We start from the raw sequence: 17418 nt of genomic DNA, 5'->3' as shown, positions 1-17418 counted from the left end.
CTCATTATGGATGGTAGTAAAGAAACTGAACGTCAGAGACAGAGAACACCCGCTCACGCTGCAATATTACGTGAGCGCTGCCTCCCTGACTCTGCAGCCAGCGAGAATATAACCCCTCGAGTATGGCACAGAACGCGTTGCACCAGCGCACGCGCCCCGCATCATCGCGGCTGACCGGCAACGCCTGATGGCGCAAGCGCAGGCCATCCTCACCGACGTCGATGGTCACCACCCCCCAGTGAAAATGGGTCAGCAGCCGGTTGATATTCGCCTCCAGCTCCCCTACGGTCTCCGACGCCGGCAACGGATGGGTCTCCGCCAACGAGGCGCCCATCTGACGCAGGAAGGGCTGACTTTCCAGCTCGCCGGCATTATTTAACATACCTTCGACCATAATAATCAACAGATCGAACCATCCGGCAGGCGTTTGCTGCTGCTGAAACCAGGTCATCACCACCGGGTTATTGTTCTCCGTCATCATCAATGATCTCCTAACATATAGCGAATATAGAGCCCGGCGGTGCTTTCGTTATAATCCCCGAAGGTGTCATAGCCAATCTGGCCCCCCAGCGTCATCTGTTTGTTGACCTTGTAATCCGCCCCGGCGCGCAGGGTATAGCCGATGCCGCTCTTCGAGGTCGCGGAATAGTAGGCTTCCTTGGCAAACCCATTGCTCACCGCCGTCTCCAGGGTCTGCTGCCACTCCGAATTGGTCGGGAAATAGGCGCTCTTATCCTGGCTGTAAGACTGGTAGCCCACCGAGCCGCCGAGCTTCATGGTCCAGTTATCATATTTTTCCGTCAGACTGACCGGCAGCGACACGCTGACGTAGTTTTGCGGACTAAAGTAGCCCCCCTGGCCATAGGTGAAGTAGCTGAGGTTTTTGGAGTAATCCATATAGCTCATGCTCAACCCGGCCTGCAGCTGGCGGTATTCGTCATGATAGGGCCGCAGATAGACCCCGGCATTGGCGTTGATGCTGGTGTTGCTGGCGACGTTCTGCCCCAGGTAGCTGTAACCGCCGCCGCCAACGTAGAAGCCCGCGTCACCGTCGTCATAACTCAGCTGCAGGGTGCCGCCGTTTTTCGTCACCTGCCCCCAGGTTTTACCGGAATAGGCATCCTTCAGACCGACATACGAAAGCAGGCTGTCGGTGAGCGAGCGGCGTTCGCCGGTGAGGATCAGCGACAGATAGTTGGTCAGCTTGGGCGACCATTTCACCCCGCCGACAACGGTATTCAGATCCTGGCCCAGCGGCGTGCTGCCGATATCGACCCGGTAATCGTCACCGCTTAGCGCCAGCGCCAGTTCGACGCCGTTGGCCTTCTGCGAATCGGTCGAGCCGCTGGTCTGGTCAACGTTCGGCTTACGGCTGGACGAGGAAAGATAGCTGGCCACCTGCCCCGAATCATAGCTCCCGAGCTTCGCCAGGTTTTCCATCCCGCTGCTGGTGGTCGGATTGAAGTCCGCCGCGTTCAGGGTGCCCAGGCCGCTTAACGCCTCTGCCCCCGGATTGCTGGCAAAATAGGCCGTCCGCTCCGCCTCGGTCATCGAGGCGATCGCCGCCTGCTCGCTGGTGGCGGTACTCACCATATTGGAGACCGCGTTGGCCAGCGGGTTGGCGCCGTAGCGACGCCAGGCGTCGCCGCTGGCGGTCCCGGCGTTTAACGACACCGGGGTGACGGTAAAGTCAAAGCGCGAGTCGCCAAACGGCGAGGAGGACCAGGTCAGCGGCGTTCTGAGCTCCGTCAGCTTGCTGGTGCCCGATTCGCCGTCGCGTCCGCGCACGTCCATTCCCCCCTGCAGCCAGCTGCCGGTTTTCTCCTGCAGCGACTCCATCATGGTGTCCACCTGACGCAGCATCCGCGTCTGGGCGGTGTCCACCGGCAGATCGGTGCGCTGGATCCCCGGCAGCGAGGAGCCGGGCGCGGCGGCCGACTGGGCAACCTGCCACGGCATATACTGCCCGTAGGCGGAAGCCGTCCGCGTCGGCGCCGACGTTTGCGACACGCCGATGAAGGGGTTATCCGCCGCCAGCACCCCGCCGACGGTCGGCGTTTCGCTGCTGTTGGTGCTTTGCATGCCCAGCAGTTTGCCGCGGGCGCTGCGCAGGTAGGTCATCGCCTGCTGATGATGACCCTGGGCCTCCGCCACTCTCGCCAGCAGCAGCAGGCGATCCGGGGAGTTATCCTGACGCAAGCCGCCGGCCAGCTGTTCCGCGCGATCGTTGTTCCCCGCCGACAGCGCGACGTCAATGGCCCCGGCGCGCGCATCCTGGTTCGGCGTATCGCGCGTCATCAGATAGTCATAGACCACCCCGGCCTCTTTGTTCATTTTGCCGCTCTGGTACAGCCGCGCCATGGCGAACATCAGATCGGTATTCTGCGGATCGCTTTGCATGGCGCGGATCAGCTTGTCATACGCCGCGGCATAATTGCCCTGCTCGCGCAGGCGGTCGGCCTCGTTGATCACATAGCCATTGCGAATGCTCGCCAGCTGCGTCGGCGTACTGCTGGCCTGCAGCTGCGGATTGCTGATCAGGTTCTGCGCCTCGCCGGTCAGCCCGGCCTGGTTCAGGACGGCGATCTGATCGGCGTAATCCCCGGCGTTGCCGGACACCCCGCCGCTGATATTGTTGCGCACCAGCGATACCGCGGTGGTCAGGTCGCCGCTCTCGGCCAGCAGCCGCGCCAGCTTGCCGGCGTCCGCCGGGGCTTTCGGCGGCGTAGAGGCCATCGCCCGCAGGGTATTGCTGGCGGCGATGGTATTGCCCTGCGCCAGGTAGTTTTCGGCGGTCACCAGCTGCAGGTTGTAGTTCACCCGCTGACGTAAATCGCGCATGTCGCTGGTCTTGCTGCCGCCGGGAATGCGCGCCAGCAGCGTCTGCGCCTGTTGCCAGGCGCCGTTTTCGCTGGCGAACAGCGCGGCGGCATACAACGCGCTGTTGCTGGCGCCGGGGCGATAGGCCGCCGACATCAGCGAAGAGGCCTCGCTGGCGTTACCCGATTTTTGCAGCAGTCGGGCCAGATCGAGACGCAGCCAGGGATCGTCCGGATAGCGGGCAACGCCTTCGCGCAGGGTGGCTATTGCGCCGGCTGGGTTACCGCTGCTGACCTGCGCCTGGGCCTGACGACGCAGGGCGTCGCCTGGCATGCCGGCCACCACTCGCGGCTGCAGTTTTTGCTGTAGGCTCTGCGGCAGCGTCTGCAGCATCGCCTGCGCCTCGGCGGATTTATTCTGCTCGCGCAGCACGTAGTAGAGGTTTTCCCGCGCCGCCGCATTCTGCGGGTCGTCGTTTAACAGTGAGCGCAGCGTTTGCTCGGCCTGGGGTAAATCTTTGTTATGTCGCAGCACATCGGCACGAAACAGCTTCGCCGAGGCGCCCCGCGCCCCGCTCTGCTGCGCAAGCGGCGCGGAGAGCGCCAGCGCCTGGCTGATATTGCCCTGCTTATAGGCCTGCTGAGCCTGCGCCAGCTGGCCGTAGAACAGGGCATCAGCCGCCTGCTGACGGCGGGTCGCCGAGGCGTCGCCGCCGAGGTCCGCCGCCCGGCTCAGATATTGCGATGCGGCCTGGTAGTCGCCGCTGCGCTGCGCGATATAGCCCATGCCCGCCAACGCATCGGCATCCTGCGGGTTGGTCTGCAATACCTCTTCAAACTGCTGCTTCGCGGCAGCGGTATTGCCGCTGTTGAGATTGGCGTAGCCCTGGCCGCGCGCCTGGCCGCTGCGCCGTTCACGAAAGTAGTTCTGAACTTCGCTATCCTGCGGATGACGCTGCATCCAGGTGTCGTAATACTGCTCATCCCCGGCCTGCGGCCCCAGCCAGAGCAAGGCCTGACGCAAGCCGCTGTCCGCCTCTTTATTGCCGCTGGCCATCGGCTCGAGCAGGGCGATCCCTTCCCGACGGGTATCTTCCCGCCAGGTTAACGCTTTGCCCAACGCTACCCGCGGGGCGTTCTCCTGGGGATGCTGCGCCACGTACTGCCGCAGTTCGCTAATGGCCTGCGGATAGAGCGATTTGTCGCTGGCCATGGTCAGGTAATATTCCGCCGCCAGCCCGGCAGGCGGCGTATTGCCATTGAACATGCTGCGCCAGGTCGCCAGCGCGCCGGGGATATTGCCGCCGCGCGCCTGCTGGCGAGCCAGACTGAGCTGGCCCTGCGGCACCTGCGACATTTTTTTGGCGTTGTCCAGATCCTGCAGTCCCGGGCTGTCCGGCGCCGCTTTCGCCAGCCGCGCGCGCCACTGCGCCGCCGCCTGCATATCGCCGCCCTGCTGCGACCAGAGCGCCATCAGATACAGCGCCTGGGTGTTGTTGGCATCCACCGAGAGCACCTTCTGCAGGGACTCCATCGCCAGCTCGTCATGGGATTTCTCATGCCAGTAGTTGGCCTGGGCGAACAGCGCCTGCAGCGCCGCGTCGTTACCCGCCGCCAGCGCGCCGCCAGAGGCGCCGAGAGCCAGGGCGCCGGTGAGGCAGAATGTAGTGAGCCGCCGGGATCTTTTCATCGTTATCGTTATCTTTCTTTTCATTGGTTATCCCCCGAACCCAGACGCTTACGGGCGTGACGTTTAAACATCGCGGTCAGCGCCAGTCCCATTATCGAGGTGGCAATCAGCCCCAGCAGAGCGAGGAAACCGGAGTGCTGGCTGGCATACCAGACCGCCATCATGTACCACGGCATCTGACCGCTGGGGAACGGCGTACTCACCTGGAAACTACGCACCCCGTTATCGCTGGTGATCACCGCGGTATCGCCACGGATCCCGGCATTGATGCGCGGTGAGTCCAGATCGTTTTTCAGTCGCGCCAGCTGGTCATCATTGCTGGCCATCGCCACCACCACCAGGCGGGCGGGGTTCCACGGCGAACGATAGCTGATAAACCCGCGCCAGGCGCTGCTGGATGAGAAGTAGCGATCGGCATCGAGGCTGGCGGAGGTCCAGTCGCCGGTGAGTCGGCGCTGCGCTTTTTGCCACAGGTCGGGCTCGCGGACGCTCAGCACATTATCCACCGGGCGGTAGGGTGAGTCGGCCAGCAGGCTCTGGTTGAAGGCCTGCTGATCGAGAGCGGTGACCGCCAGCACATCACGTTCGCGCAGCGACTGCAAATCCCCGCCGCCGGTGGGCATCCCGAGCACGACGCGGTTATTCGCCAGCGCGGTGCCGGTCGCATTCCCGGAGCGCGCCGCCAGATTCAGCAGGGTTGCCACCTGGGTCTCAGACGGTTCCGCCGGCAGCAGGAGCGTCGTTTGCGAATAGTCCGCCAGCCGCGAGAAAGGGAAAGAGGCGCCGACGAAATAGGAGAGGTTTGGCAGCAGCGAGAAGTGTCGCGTTTTGCTCAAATCAATCCATGAGTCGTCAGTGATGCGGCTCTTGATATTGTTATTCAGCAGAACCGAGCACGGAACATCGTCCTTCGGCACCACATTGAAGTACATCGACAGCTGGTTATCGCCATAGATCAGGTAGGGTGCCAGCGGGATGGTAAAGCGCTCCTGGCGCGCATCGCCCCCGAGGTAGCGCCAGACTTTCTCCAGCGGCCCCTGCTTGTTCATCGGCAGGTTGTTGAGGAAGGTGCCGTTGAGCGTGACGCTCAGCAGGGACTTGTCTTCATTGATCCAACTCTCCGACGGGAAGCGGTAGCCAACCTGCAGCGGGATCGTCTCGCCATCCCACAGATAGAGGTCCGGCGCGGCGCGGAAGGCGATACGTAAAGGTTCGTGCCAGACGCCGCTGACGGTCGGGCTTTGATCCTTACGCAGCAGTTCGCTGAGTCTGACTGGACGATCGGTGGGGATCCAGCGCGGCGCATCGTACGCTTTGCCAACCGGGATGGTCTGTGGTTCAACATCCAGCGTCGCGGTTTGCGGCGCGAAGTTGCCGCGGGTCAGGCGCCAGGCGGCCATGCGCAGCGCGGTATCGTTTTTGCCGACAATCAACAGCAGCTTGTAGGCTGGATTGGCGGGGTTGGCGATGATGCGCAGCAGTGGCTTATCGGTTTCCGGCAGCGTCATGCCGCCCACCTGCTCGCCCGGGTGGCCAATCACGATACCGTGGCGTTCCGGCAGGCGGTCGCGCAGCGCGCTGAAGGCGATGCCGCGATAGTCCGCCTGGATACCCAGCCAGGAAGAGACCAGCGCCGCGGCGCTGAAGACGTCGGCCGACGGCTTCGCTCCATAGGAAACGGCGATGTCCGCCGGCGTCATCTGCATGCTGTCGAAGAATGGACGCGGGAAGTGGCTCAGATCGTCGCTGATGTTCAACTGCTGGCTTTCCCAGCTGAAATGCGACGTGGGCAGCACCGTCACCCGCGACGAATCATGAATGTCACGCTGGCACTGCAGGGTATCGCCATCGTTGATCTTCACGCTCAGGTTATTACTGGAAACCATCAGCGCGGGCGGGATATCCAGTTGATAATGGGAGACATCCTCGCCATCGGCCCCCAGCGGCAGGGTGCCGAGCGGTTGACCGTTGAGCATCAGCTGCAGGGTGGCATTGCGACTCGCCATTTCCGGCGATACGCGAACGGCAAGGCTAAGCTGCGAATGGATCACCACCTGATCGGAAGGCAGGGTAAAGCTGACGCCCCCCTGCCGCTGACCGCCGCTGAGAATAATGCCGTCCGGCATCCCCATCTGCGCCAGATTCAGATCGCCTCCCCAGACCGGGGCGACAGGAATGACCTCCGGCGCGGCCGACCCGCTCACCGGCGGGGGCAAGTCCGGCATATCCGGCGCAGGGGCCGTCGCCGTCGCATCGCCGGCGGTGGCGGGGGCTGTCGGGGAGGCGCTCTCCTCCGGCGAGGCGGCCGGGGGTTCGTCGCCTGGCTCGCTGTCCGCCGCGCCATTGAGCTGCGGAAAGCTCAGCGGCGCGGCGGCACCGGAGCCCGGTTCTTCACTGTGCAGCGCAGGCGCAGAGAGCATCCCTGCCAGCAGCGCCAGCGTCGTTAATCGCTTCATAACGTGCCATCCTCCTGCGCCGTTTTCGCCACTGTTGCCCGATTGCGCTGGCTGCGACGGGTTTTCCACGTCAGCCAGAACAGTTCGAACACGCAGCGTAAAATGGTGAAGAAGGAGCGGAACGGGTTATCCTGCGGGCGCGGCGGATTAATCCACGCATCCGCACGGGCCAGCACCACGCGCACCAGCTCACGGCGGCGCGAAAGCGGAATATCTTCATCAAACTTGAGGCGCAGGAAGCGCTCGTCAGAGGTGACCAACTGGGCCGGGATGGAGATAGCCCCGGACTGCAGGATCAGCTCAACCTCTTCGATATCATCCTCCAGATGGCGCTTATCCGGCGCCACTACGCGGCAACCGCCCATCGACAGATCCTCGGTGTGGCTGCGGGACACGATGCCGCTGGCGTAATGGATCACTACCGGGATATCGACATCGATACGAATGGTTTTCCGCACCTGCCGCGTTTCACGCGCCACGGCAATCGCCGCCAGCAGGAAGATCAGGCTGTAGATCCCCCACCCGACGTTCAGAGCGATAACGTTGGGGTCCGAGCCAAAGTAGTCATGGCCAATCGCCCGGACGATGCCGACAATCACCCCCAGCGCCAACAGACAGGCCACCACCAGGTGCGGACGCACCACGGTGAAATCGAAGTAGCCGACGTCCAGCAGGCCGCCCTTATCGGTGACGTTGAATTTGCCGCGTTTGGGGAAAATCATCGTCACCAGGGTCGGCAGCACCAGGTGGAAAGCCAGCACAATGTCGTAGATTTCCCCCCAGAAGCTGTAGCGATAGCGGCCGTTCATTCGCGAACCGACGTAGATGGCGAGAAACAGGTGCGGCAGCGCATAGGAGACGATCAGGCTCGCTGACGAGTAAATGATATTGAGGTTAAACAGCAGATAAGCCAGCGGGGCGGTGACAAACACCACCCTCGGGAGCGCAAACTGGTAGTAGAGCATGGCGCTGAGGTAGCACAAGCGCTGCTGGAAGGTCAGCCCGCGGCCAAACAGCGGGTTATCGACGCGAAAAATCTGCGTCATCCCGCGCGCCCAGCGGGTACGCTGGATAACGTGCACCACCAGGCGTTCGGTGGCGAGGCCAGCCGCCAGCGGAATATCGAGAAAGGCCGACTTCCAACCAAGGCGCTGGAACTTGAGCGCCGTATGGGCATCTTCGGTCACCGTTTCAACGGCGAAACCGCCGATCTGCGCCAGCGCCTCGCGACGGATCACCGCGCAGGAGCCGCAGAAAAAGGTGGCGTTCCAGTTATCGTTGCCCTGCTGAATCGGGCCATAGAACAGCATCCCTTCGTTCGGGATGTTGCGCCCGACGGAGAGGTTGCGCTCGAACGGATCCGGGGAATAGAAGTAGTGCGGCGTCTGCACCAGAGCCAGCATCGGATCTTTCAGGAAGCCGCCGACGGTGGCCTGCAGAAACACGCGCGTGGCAACGTGGTCGCAGTCGAAAACACAGATAAGCTCCCCCTGGGTCAGGGTTAGGGCGTGGTTGAGGTTTCCCGCTTTAGCGTGTTTGTTATCGTTGCGGGTGATATAGCCCACCCCGACGTCGGCGGCGAAGACGGCAAACTCGCTGCGTTTACCATCATCCAGAAGATAGATTTTCATTTTATCTTTTGGATAATCAATACATTGTGCCGCGAGGACGGTGTCACGCACCACCTCAAGCGGTTCGTTATAGCTCGGAATATAGATATCCACCGTCGGCCACTTGCTCATATCATCCGGCAGCGGAACAATACCGCGCTTCAGCGGCCACACGGTCTGCAGATAGTTAAGCAGCAGCATCACCCAGATATAGACTTCCGCCAGAAAGAGCCCCATGCCGAGGATAGTTTCAATAGCTGAGTTGAAGTGCAGGGTCTGCGTGAGACGAAAATACATGTAACGGGTAGACATCAGCAGCGACGTGACGACCATAATGACCGATACGCTGCGGCGCTTGCTGAACCCCATCAGAAAGAGAATACCGATGCTCAGCAGACCAAAAATATACTGCTTCTGGCTGTCCATCGGCGTGATCACCACCAGCACGGCGACGGGTGACAGCACCAGCGCCAGCAACCAAAAAAGAGATTTTTTCATTCAGCAGCCCTGCAATAAGTTAAAGCCCTGACATGCGTGGCTGGCTGTGCACCGTGCCATCGCCAATATGGATACCCAACAGCGAAGATATTTTTTTAGCAATAATTTCAATATCGAAGGCCGCTGCCGAGGAAGCGTTAAAGTCCAGAATCGACTTCTGCGACGCATTGGCCTCCACCACGCTTTCATCACGATGGACGATGCCAAGCAGTCGCTCGCCCAGCTTCTCTTCCATCAGGCTGGTGACGTCCCGGCTGACCTGGCGACGGCTATCGCTTTGGTTAATGACGAAATAGTGCCCATGCTTGTGATTCAGCGCCGCGCCGGTCAGGCGCTGTTTTTCCACGTGCGCCAGGGTCGACATCGAGGCAGTATCAGCCAGCAGCGGGATCAGATGCAGGTCCGCCAGCCCCGTCAGCGCCTTTAGCGCCGGCGAAGGCCCTGGCGGCATATCAGCGATGGTGATAAGTCCGGGATAATTCAGCAGTGCGGACAGTCCGCGCTGGAGAAAATGGTCATTGTGGGTCAGCTGCTCATCAAACGCCTGACGCTGCGCTTCGCTCACTTCGCCATACGGCAGGACGAAAATGTTGCTGCCGGCGCTCAGCACGCACTGGCTCCAGTCGTGCAGCTCCAGCGCCTTCGCCACATAGCCGCGCTCATCGTTCAGCGGCACGCCAAAATGCAAACGCAGCGCGTTCTGGACATCAAAATCCAGCGCCAGCACTTTGCTGCCGGTCCGCGCCAGCGAATAGGCTAAATTGGCCGCCAGGGTCGTTTTCCCTACGCCACCTTTCGGTGAACAGACGCAAATCAACGGCATGTTGCGATCCTTTCCAGAAGTGATTTCAAAGGCTGGTCTTTATTTTTCGCCACCGGCTCTGCGCTTTTCGCCGCGAACAGGTGGGCATAGTTCTCGGCGGTGGGCGCGGGTCGAGGAGCCATTCTCGGCGGCGCCATTGCCGGTTCAGGCGCCGGGATTGAAGGCGCAGGGGTCACCGCAGGCTGCTGCCTGACTGGCTCCGGCGCGGCGGTGGCGGTCTCCACGGCCGGCTGCGGGGCCGCTTCTATCTGGTGGAACAGATCCGCAGGCACTGACTGCGGCAGGGGCGCGGAAACCGAGCCTCCCAGCGCCAGGGAAGAGGGTTTCTCTGCGCCGGGATTTAGCTGATTGAGGATCGCCCAGTCGCCATGCTCGCGCGTGGCGGCTTGCGATGAAAGATCCTGAAATTTGAGGTTTTGCGTCCGCGTTTTTTCCTGAAAGCGCTGCAGATCATCATAATGGTTCATTGATAACCTCATGATTTTAAAAATTTCATATTAAGTTTGTTGTTATTTTCTAAGTATATTTAAAATATCGTTGCGTCTCTGGTATGGCAGAAAACGCGCCGTTGGAGACGTACCAATACATACGGTTGACAGGGTTATAATAGTTTAGAATTTGATTTCCGGTGTGATTCCACGGCAGAAGTATCGCTACACTAACATTTTCTTTTCAGAAGGATAGCCCTATTTTTTAGGTATGCGTCCATCCTTAAACCACGCTTCCACCGCGCTTCCCGTCCGTTTTTATATAAATGTATTAGGTAATGATAGAGTCATAGCGTCAGATCAGCGAAAGAATAAACCTGAACCATTTTAATTTCTCTTTAATTCTATAAAAATGGACTGAAAGTCTTATTTTTTCGGATAATCGACGAAGAATGCGCCGAGGACGTGGCATTCACTGCGATAAAAGGCGATATTGCCGGGTTTTATCCCCGGCGGGAGAGAAGCCCCCGGTTATCGGACCGGGAGCGTGCCGTCAGGCGTGGGGCTTTTGCGGATTCTCATCCTGGTCGACGGCAAAGCAGGCCACCAGCTGGCCGCCGTAATCCTTCAGCTGCGGCTGAAGCTGGGTGCAAGGGCCGAAGCGCCGGCGGCAGCGCGCGTTGAAGGCGCAGCCCGGCGGCGGATTCAGCGGGCTCGGCAGCTCGCCGGTCAGCTTAATCCGCTCGCGACGGTCGTCCGGGTTCAGACGCGGCGTCGCCGACAACAGCGCCTGGGTGTACGGATGACGCGGATTGTTAAAGATCTGGTCCTTGGTGCCCTTCTCCACGCAGCGGCCGAGATACATCACCATCACTTCATCAGCGATATGCTCGACGACCGACAGATCGTGGGAGATAAACACGTAGGACAGACCTAAATCCTGCTGCAGATCCATCATCAGGTTCAGCACCTGAGCGCGTACCGAAACGTCCAGCGCGGAGACCGGCTCATCGGCGATCACCACGTCCGGATCCAGCATCAGACCGCGGGCAATGGCGATACGCTGGCGCTGACCACCGGAGAACATATGCGGGTAGCGATCGTAATGCTCTGTTTTCAGGCCCACTTTCGCCATCATCGCCAGCGCTTTTTCGCGGCGCTGCTCTTTGCTCAGGCTACTGTTAATCAGCAGCGGCTCTTCCAGAATCTGCCCCACTTTTTTACGCGGGTTCAGAGAACCGTAGGGGTTCTGGAACACAATCTGGATTTTTTGCCGCCGCAGCTTCTGCGCCTGTGGGTCGTGCTTAAGCAGATCCTGCCCCTGATAATAGAGCTCGCCGCCGGTGGGAATTTCAATCATCGTCAGCAGACGACCGAGGGTCGATTTACCGCAGCCCGACTCTCCCACCACCGCCAGCGTTTTACCGCGCTCAAGAGTAAAGGAGACGCCGTCCAGCGCCTTCACCAGCCGTTCCGGGGCGAATAACCCCTTCTTCACCGGGTAGTGTTTTTTCAGATCAATGGCCTGCAACAGCGGTTGTGGCGTGGCGGCCTTTTGCGTACTCATAATCCAGGCCTCCCGGCATCATCGAGTGGGTAGTGACATTTAGACTGGCGACCGCCATTGAGATCCGCGAGCGCCGGCTCTTCGCTACGGCATTTATCCGTAGCATAGGGGCAGCGCGGGTTCAGCAGGCAGCCGTTGGGACGGTCATATTTCCCCGGCACTACGCCCGGCAGCGACGCCAGACGCGCTTTATCCTGGGCGAACTCCGGCAGCGCGCGCAGCAGCGCCTGGGTGTATGGATGGCGCGGCGCGCGGAAAATATCCTTCGCATCGCCAGTCTCCACCACCTGACCGGCATACATAACGATAATTTTATGCGCGGCCTCGGCCACCAGCGCCAGGTCGTGGGTGATCAACACTAGCGCCATATTCTCCTGCTGCTGCAGTTCCAGCAGCAGCTCGATGATCTGCGCCTGAATGGTCACGTCCAGCGCGGTGGTCGGTTCATCGGCAATCAGCAATTTTGGCCGACAGGCAATCGCCATCGCGATCATGACGCGCTGGCTCATCCCGCCGGAAAGCTGATGCGGGTAGACGTCCAGCCGCGACGTCGGATCGGGAATGCCGACCTGGTTCAGCAGGTCGATGGCCCGCTGGCGGCGGGTTTGCTTGTTGCCGCCCTGATGGACTTTTATCGCTTCCATAATCTGGAAGCCGACGGTAAAGCAGGGATTGAGGCTGGTCATCGGATCCTGGAAGATCATCGCCACCTCCGCCCCCACCAGCTGGCGCCGCTCTTTTTCAGAGATGCGCTGCAGGTCGCGGCCGTTAAACTCCAGTTTGTCCGCCATGACCCGGCCGGGGTAATCAATCAGACCCATAATCGCCAACGAGCTGACGGATTTACCGGATCCAGACTCCCCGACGATGCCGACCACTTCGCCCTGCTTCACGCTATAGCTGATGCGGTCCACGGCGCGGAACGGCGCGTTTTCATCGCCGAAATGCACCGATAATTTATCTACATTCAATAACGCCATCTCGAACCTCTTACTGCTTCAGTTTGGGATCGAGCGCGTCACGCAGACCGTCACCCATCAGGTTAAATGCCAGCACCGTCAGCAGGATCGCCACGCCCGGGAAGGTCACCACCCACCAGGCGCTCTGCGCGAACTGCAATACGTCGGAGAGCATGGTGCCCCACTCCGGCGTCGGCGGCTGCGCGCCCATGCCGAGGAACCCCAGCGCGGCCATGTCGAGAATGGCGTTAGAAAAGCCCAGCGACGCCTGAACGATCAGCGGCGCGAGACAGTTAGGCAGAATATTGACGAACATCTGGCGCATCGCCCCGGCGCCCGCCACGCGGGAGGCGGTCACGTAGTCGCGGTTGACCTCCACCAGCACCGCCGCGCGCGTCAGACGCACATAGTGCGGGAGCGCCACGAAGGTCAGCGCCAGCGAGGCGTTGACGATGGAGGGTCCGAAGATAGCCACCAGCACCAGCGCCAGAAGCAGACTCGGCAGCGCCAGCATAATATCAACGACGCGCATGATGATTGAGTCCACCACTCCGCCGAAATAGCCCGCCACCAGGCCGAGCACCACGCCGAGGATCAGCGACAGGACCACCACCAGGCAGCCCACCAGCAGCGACAGGCGCGCGCCATACATCAGGCGAGACAGAATATCGCGGCCCACGTCGTCGGTGCCGAGCAGATGCGCCAGGCTGCCGCCCTCCTGCCAGAACGGCGGCGCCAGCAGCGAATCACGGAACTGATCCGCCGGGTTATACGGGGCGAGAAAGTTGGCGAACACGGCGATTACGATCATCACCGCCACGTACACCAGACCGACCACCGCCCCTTTATTGCGTTTGAAATAGTGCCAGAACTCCTGCAGCGGGGTCATGGGCACCGGCGCAGTGATAACTTTATTTTCAGTAACTTGTGACATGATGACCCCTTACTTCTTATGCCGGATACGCGGGTTCACCACGCCGTACAGCAGGTCGACCAGCAGGTTGACGAGGATAATCATCGTCGCCACCAGCAGCACCCCGCCCTGCACCACCGGATAATCGCGACGCTGCAGCGCGTCGATCAGCCAGCGGCCTAAACCAGGCCATGAGAAAATGGTTTCCGTCAGGATGGCGCCCGCCAGCAGCGTACCCACCTGCAGGCCAATCACCGTGACCACCGGCAGCATCGCGTTACGCAGCGCGTGGATCACAATCACCCGCATCCGGGTCAGGCCTTTGGCGCGCGCGGTGCGGATGTAGTCTTCGCCGAGCACTTCCAGCATCGACGATCGGGTCATACGCACGATCACCGCCAGCGGAATGGTGCCCAGCACGATGGCGGGCAGGATCATATGCATTAAGGCGTCAATAAAGTCGCCCTGCTCGCCCCAGATGGCGGTGTCGATCAGCATAAAGCCGGTCAGCGGCAAGGTATCGTCAAGGAAGACCGTATCGCTGATACGCCCGGAGACCGGCGTCAGGTTCAGCTGCACCGAAACCAGCATAATCAACATCATGCCCCACCAGAAGATAGGCATCGAGTAGCCGGTCAGCGCCAGGCCCACCGCGGTGTGGTCAAAGATGGAGCCGCGTTTTACCGCAGCCAGCACGCCCACCGGAATGCCGACGGCGACGGCGAAGATCATCGCGCAGACGCCCAGCTCAAGGGTGGCTTTAAAGCGTGGGACAAACTCCTGCCACACGGGAATGCGGCTTTTCAGCGAGATGCCTAAATCGCCGTGCAGCACGCCCCAGATATAGTGGGCATATTGCTGCCACAGCGGCTTATCAAGGCCCATTTCGGACAGCAGCTGCGCGTGACGTTCGGGGGAAATACCACGTTCGCCCGCCATAATCATCACCGGATCGCCGGGGATCATATGGACGAAGGCAAAGGTGAGAAGGGTGATACCGATAAATGTCGGGATGACAAGTCCCAGACGTCGGAGAATAAACTGCAACATAACCCGGATTCTCTCTAGTGACGCCCCGCCTGGCGACAGGGCGTCTGTATTGCTCACAAAAGCATTCCCCGGAATAGCGGGAATACGCCCCCCACCTCTCCCACGCGGGGAGAGGGGGTCAGGCATCGTGCTTATTATTCGACAGAGACGTTATCGAAGTGGTGTTTACCCAGCGGATCCACCACATAGCCTTTGACTTCTTTACGCACTGGCTCGTAAACGGTGGAGTGAGCGATGATCAGCGCCGGAGCCTGGTCATGCATCACTACCTGAGCCTGTTTGTACAGTTCAATACGCTTGTTGTGGTCGTCGGTGGCGCGGGCCGGCTGAATCAGATCTTCAAACGGCTTATAGCACCAGCGCGAGTAGTTGGAGCCGTCTTTCGCCGCGGCGCAGCTGAACAGGGTGGCGAAGAAGTTATCCGGATCCCCGTTGTCGCCGGTCCAGCCCATCATGACGCTCTGGTGCTCGCCCGCTTTCGCGCGTTTCAGATACTCGCCCCACTCGTAGGTGACGATTTTGGCCTGGACGCCAATCTTGGCCCAGTCGGCCTGGATCATCTCCGCCATACGGCGGGCGTTCGGGTTATACGGACGCTGTACCGGCATCGCCCACAGATCGATAGTGAAGCCTTTTTCCAGGCCCGCTTCTTTCAGCAGCTGCTTCGCCTTCTCCGGATCGTAGGTGTAGTCTTTAACGTCGTCGTTATAGCCCCACATGGTCGGCGGGATCAGGTTCTTCGCCGCCTGGCCTGCGCCCTGGTAAACGGCTTTGATGATCGCTTCTTTGTTAACCGCGTAGGTCAGCGCCTGACGAACTTTCACGTCGTCCAGCGGTTTCTTCTCGGTGTTGAAGGAGAGATAACCGACGTTCAGGCCCGGCTGTTCCAGCAGGGTAATGCTCTTATCTTCCTTCATGCGCGCGATATCCGCCGGGTTCGGATACGGCATCACCTGGCACTCATTTTTCTGCAGCTTGGCATAGCGCACGGAGGCATCCGGGGTGATGGAGAAGACCAGACGATCGATCTTCGGCTTGGTGCCCCAATAGCCCGGGAAGGCTTTATACAGAATGCGGGAATCTTTCTGGTACTGCAGCAGCTGGAATGGACCGGTACCGATAGGATTGAGGTCTACTTTTTCCGGCGTGCCGGCTTTCAGCATGTTGTCGGCATACTCTTTAGAGAGAATAGAGGCGAAGTCCATGGCCAGGTCAGCGAGGAACGGCGCTTCCGGGCGGGTCAGGACGAACTGGACGGTTTTATCGTCCACTTTCTTCACTTCGCTAATCAGGTCGGGTAACCCCATCCCTTCAAAGTATTCATAGCTGCCGCCAGAAACTTTATGGTACGGGTTATTGGTATTCTTCTGACGATCGAAGGAGAACACCACGTCATCGGCGTTCAGGTCACGGGTTGGCTTAAAGTCTTTATTATCCTGCCATTTCACGCCCTGACGCAGGTGGAAAGTATAGGTTTTACCATCCGGGCTGACTTCCCATTTTTCAGCCAGTCCAGGAATAACTTCCGTCGTACCGGTTTTGAATTCGACCAGGCGATTGTAGATCGGTACGGAACTGGCGTCATAGGTGGTGCCAGAGGTGAAGAGCTGTGGGTTAAAGCCTTCCGGCGAGCCTTCTGAACAATAAACCAGGGTTTTCGCTTGCACGCTGGCAGCGACGGTCATGGCGACAAGGCTCAGACCAAGCTTCAGCATCCCTGATTTCTTCAAGGAAATACTCATTATTCTGCTCCAAAACTGTGATGTTGTTTGCATATATCCGCCGGACCTTTATTTATTTTTATTCGTCATATTCGAATGATGGATGCGTTGGCTGTGCTCAATAAGCCAGTCACATAGCCATCTATGCTTCTGGGGATGCTCAAGCTTGCCGCCTTCCCGCAATTCGAACTATTTAGAATATACCCGGTCCAGTCGGTGGTGCCCGAAGGCGTTGAGAGAGATGGGGATTCCTTTCGCAAAAACGACTGAGTTGCAGTACGGATTCTCCATGAAATGCCCCTCATGCCCTACAATCTGTCAACAGAATGGGGAAACGTCAATACAGCCAGCCGGGTTTTACATCCAGCGTGAGAAACGACAGGCAAAGATTAAAAAAACTTCAAGACGCTATTTTCAGCAGAGAAATTTATGCTACTGGCGAATATGCAGAATAAAGACCTTATTAATTTGCGACACCCAGTGGGAAACAATGCCAGTAAATGAGAAAAATTTCTTGCTATGTGACCAATATGTGAGCGATTAATAGCGTGAACGTTAAAACGCACAGCGGAAAATGCTGTATTCAGCCATAAGCTTCGCGAAAAAAGATCTGTTCATCGATAAAAAAATGCAATGGAAGATGTCACAAAATAGCGAACAGCTGGCTGGAAACGGGGGTAAAGATGTTTTTTGTGATTTTGATGCGGTTTTGGGCCGGGAGACTGCAGAAGGTGCCCGGCGGCGCTGCGCTTGCGCGGGCCTACGGGATCTGAAGCGAACCTTCGGGGTTCTCATCCTCACTGGCCGCAGAAGCAAAAAAGCCTGCTCGTTGAGCAGGCTTTTGGAATTTGGTCGGTGATAGAGGATGACTCGCCACTTTGTGG

General features: G+C 59.5%; 10 protein-coding genes and 2 pseudogenes. All 12 read right to left on the bottom strand.

The genetic code is table 11. The annotated features are described in order from the left end of the window. Window positions 1-4: 4 nt before the first annotated feature. The 12 genes and pseudogenes from bcsD to dppA all read right to left on the bottom strand — a co-directional run bounded on the left by bcsD (window position 5) and on the right by dppA (window position 16555). Window positions 5-481, bottom strand: a complete 477-nt coding sequence (bcsD, locus tag ABLU73_RS18985) for a cellulose biosynthesis protein BcsD (RefSeq protein ID WP_004204979.1) — start codon at window positions 479-481, stop codon at window positions 5-7. Next, window positions 481-4533 (bottom strand): cellulose synthase subunit BcsC-related outer membrane protein, encoded by a 4053-nt coding sequence (locus ABLU73_RS18980; protein WP_348850353.1) that lies wholly within the window; start codon window positions 4531-4533, stop codon window positions 481-483. Before ABLU73_RS18980 ends, bcsD begins: the two co-directional genes overlap by 1 nt. Next, entirely contained in the window at window positions 4530-6965 is a 2436-nt protein-coding gene (gene bcsB, locus ABLU73_RS18975; protein WP_017900012.1) for a cellulose biosynthesis cyclic di-GMP-binding regulatory protein BcsB, read from the bottom strand. Before bcsB ends, ABLU73_RS18980 begins: the two co-directional genes overlap by 4 nt. After that, on the bottom strand, window positions 6962-9073 hold the full coding sequence (bcsA, locus tag ABLU73_RS18970) for a UDP-forming cellulose synthase catalytic subunit (protein WP_004204982.1): 2112 nt from the start codon (window positions 9071-9073) through the stop codon (window positions 6962-6964). Before bcsA ends, bcsB begins: the two co-directional genes overlap by 4 nt. A gap of 19 nt (window positions 9074-9092) precedes the next feature. Beyond that, a pseudogene (locus tag ABLU73_RS18965) lies at window positions 9093-9885 on the bottom strand (cellulose synthase operon protein YhjQ/BcsQ). A gap of 1 nt (window position 9886) precedes the next feature. Then, window positions 9887-10363, bottom strand: a complete 477-nt coding sequence (locus ABLU73_RS18960; RefSeq protein ID WP_264923670.1) for a cellulose biosynthesis protein BcsO — start codon at window positions 10361-10363, stop codon at window positions 9887-9889. A 316-nt stretch (window positions 10364-10679) separates the two neighbouring features. After that, window positions 10680-10859, bottom strand: a pseudogene (locus ABLU73_RS18955) (hypothetical protein). 18 nt (window positions 10860-10877) lie between these two features. Further along, on the bottom strand, window positions 10878-11891 hold the full coding sequence (dppF, locus tag ABLU73_RS18950) for a dipeptide ABC transporter ATP-binding subunit DppF (RefSeq protein ID WP_004204985.1): 1014 nt from the start codon (window positions 11889-11891) through the stop codon (window positions 10878-10880). After that, window positions 11888-12871: a dipeptide ABC transporter ATP-binding protein gene (gene dppD, locus ABLU73_RS18945; protein ID WP_348850350.1), complete on the bottom strand. Its 984-nt coding sequence runs from the start codon at window positions 12869-12871 to the stop codon at window positions 11888-11890. The genes dppF and dppD overlap by 4 nt, the downstream gene beginning before the upstream one ends. 10 nt (window positions 12872-12881) lie before the next feature. Beyond that, entirely contained in the window at window positions 12882-13784 is a 903-nt protein-coding gene (gene dppC, locus ABLU73_RS18940; RefSeq protein ID WP_004204988.1) for a dipeptide ABC transporter permease DppC, read from the bottom strand. 9 nt (window positions 13785-13793) lie between these two features. Beyond that, window positions 13794-14813, bottom strand: coding sequence for a dipeptide ABC transporter permease DppB (gene dppB / locus ABLU73_RS18935; protein WP_264923671.1), 1020 nt, complete (start codon window positions 14811-14813; stop codon window positions 13794-13796). 134 nt (window positions 14814-14947) lie between these two features. Then, the gene (gene dppA / locus ABLU73_RS18930) at window positions 14948-16555 is read right to left on the bottom strand and encodes a dipeptide ABC transporter periplasmic-binding protein DppA (RefSeq protein ID WP_017900014.1); all 1608 of its coding nucleotides are present in this window, start codon (window positions 16553-16555) and stop codon (window positions 14948-14950) included. Between the last annotated feature and the right edge of the window lie 863 nt (window positions 16556-17418).

Origin of the sequence: Klebsiella sp. GG_Kp175 (assembly GCF_040062325.1) — a bacterium.
Classification (GTDB): Bacteria; Pseudomonadota; Gammaproteobacteria; order Enterobacterales; family Enterobacteriaceae; genus Klebsiella; species Klebsiella quasipneumoniae.
The sequence above is the reverse complement of the archived record's forward strand: the minus strand, read 5'-3'. Positions and strand labels throughout refer to the sequence as shown.

Coding starts and splice junctions, on each gene's coding strand:
- bcsA (WP_004204982.1), bottom strand. CDS start 9,073: ATGAAAAAATCTCTTTTTTGGTTGCTGGCGCTGGTGCTGTCACCCGTC.
- dppF (WP_004204985.1), bottom strand. CDS start 11,891: ATGAGTACGCAAAAGGCCGCCACGCCACAACCGCTGTTGCAGGCCATT.
- dppA (WP_017900014.1), bottom strand. CDS start 16,555: ATGAGTATTTCCTTGAAGAAATCAGGGATGCTGAAGCTTGGTCTGAGC.
- dppC (WP_004204988.1), bottom strand. CDS start 13,784: ATGTCACAAGTTACTGAAAATAAAGTTATCACTGCGCCGGTGCCCATG.
- ABLU73_RS18980 (WP_348850353.1), bottom strand. CDS start 4,533: ATGAAAAGAAAGATAACGATAACGATGAAAAGATCCCGGCGGCTCACT.
- bcsD (WP_004204979.1), bottom strand. CDS start 481: ATGATGACGGAGAACAATAACCCGGTGGTGATGACCTGGTTTCAGCAG.
- bcsB (WP_017900012.1), bottom strand. CDS start 6,965: ATGAAGCGATTAACGACGCTGGCGCTGCTGGCAGGGATGCTCTCTGCG.
- ABLU73_RS18960 (WP_264923670.1), bottom strand. CDS start 10,363: ATGAACCATTATGATGATCTGCAGCGCTTTCAGGAAAAAACGCGGACG.
- dppB (WP_264923671.1), bottom strand. CDS start 14,813: ATGTTGCAGTTTATTCTCCGACGTCTGGGACTTGTCATCCCGACATTT.
- dppD (WP_348850350.1), bottom strand. CDS start 12,871: ATGGCGTTATTGAATGTAGATAAATTATCGGTGCATTTCGGCGATGAA.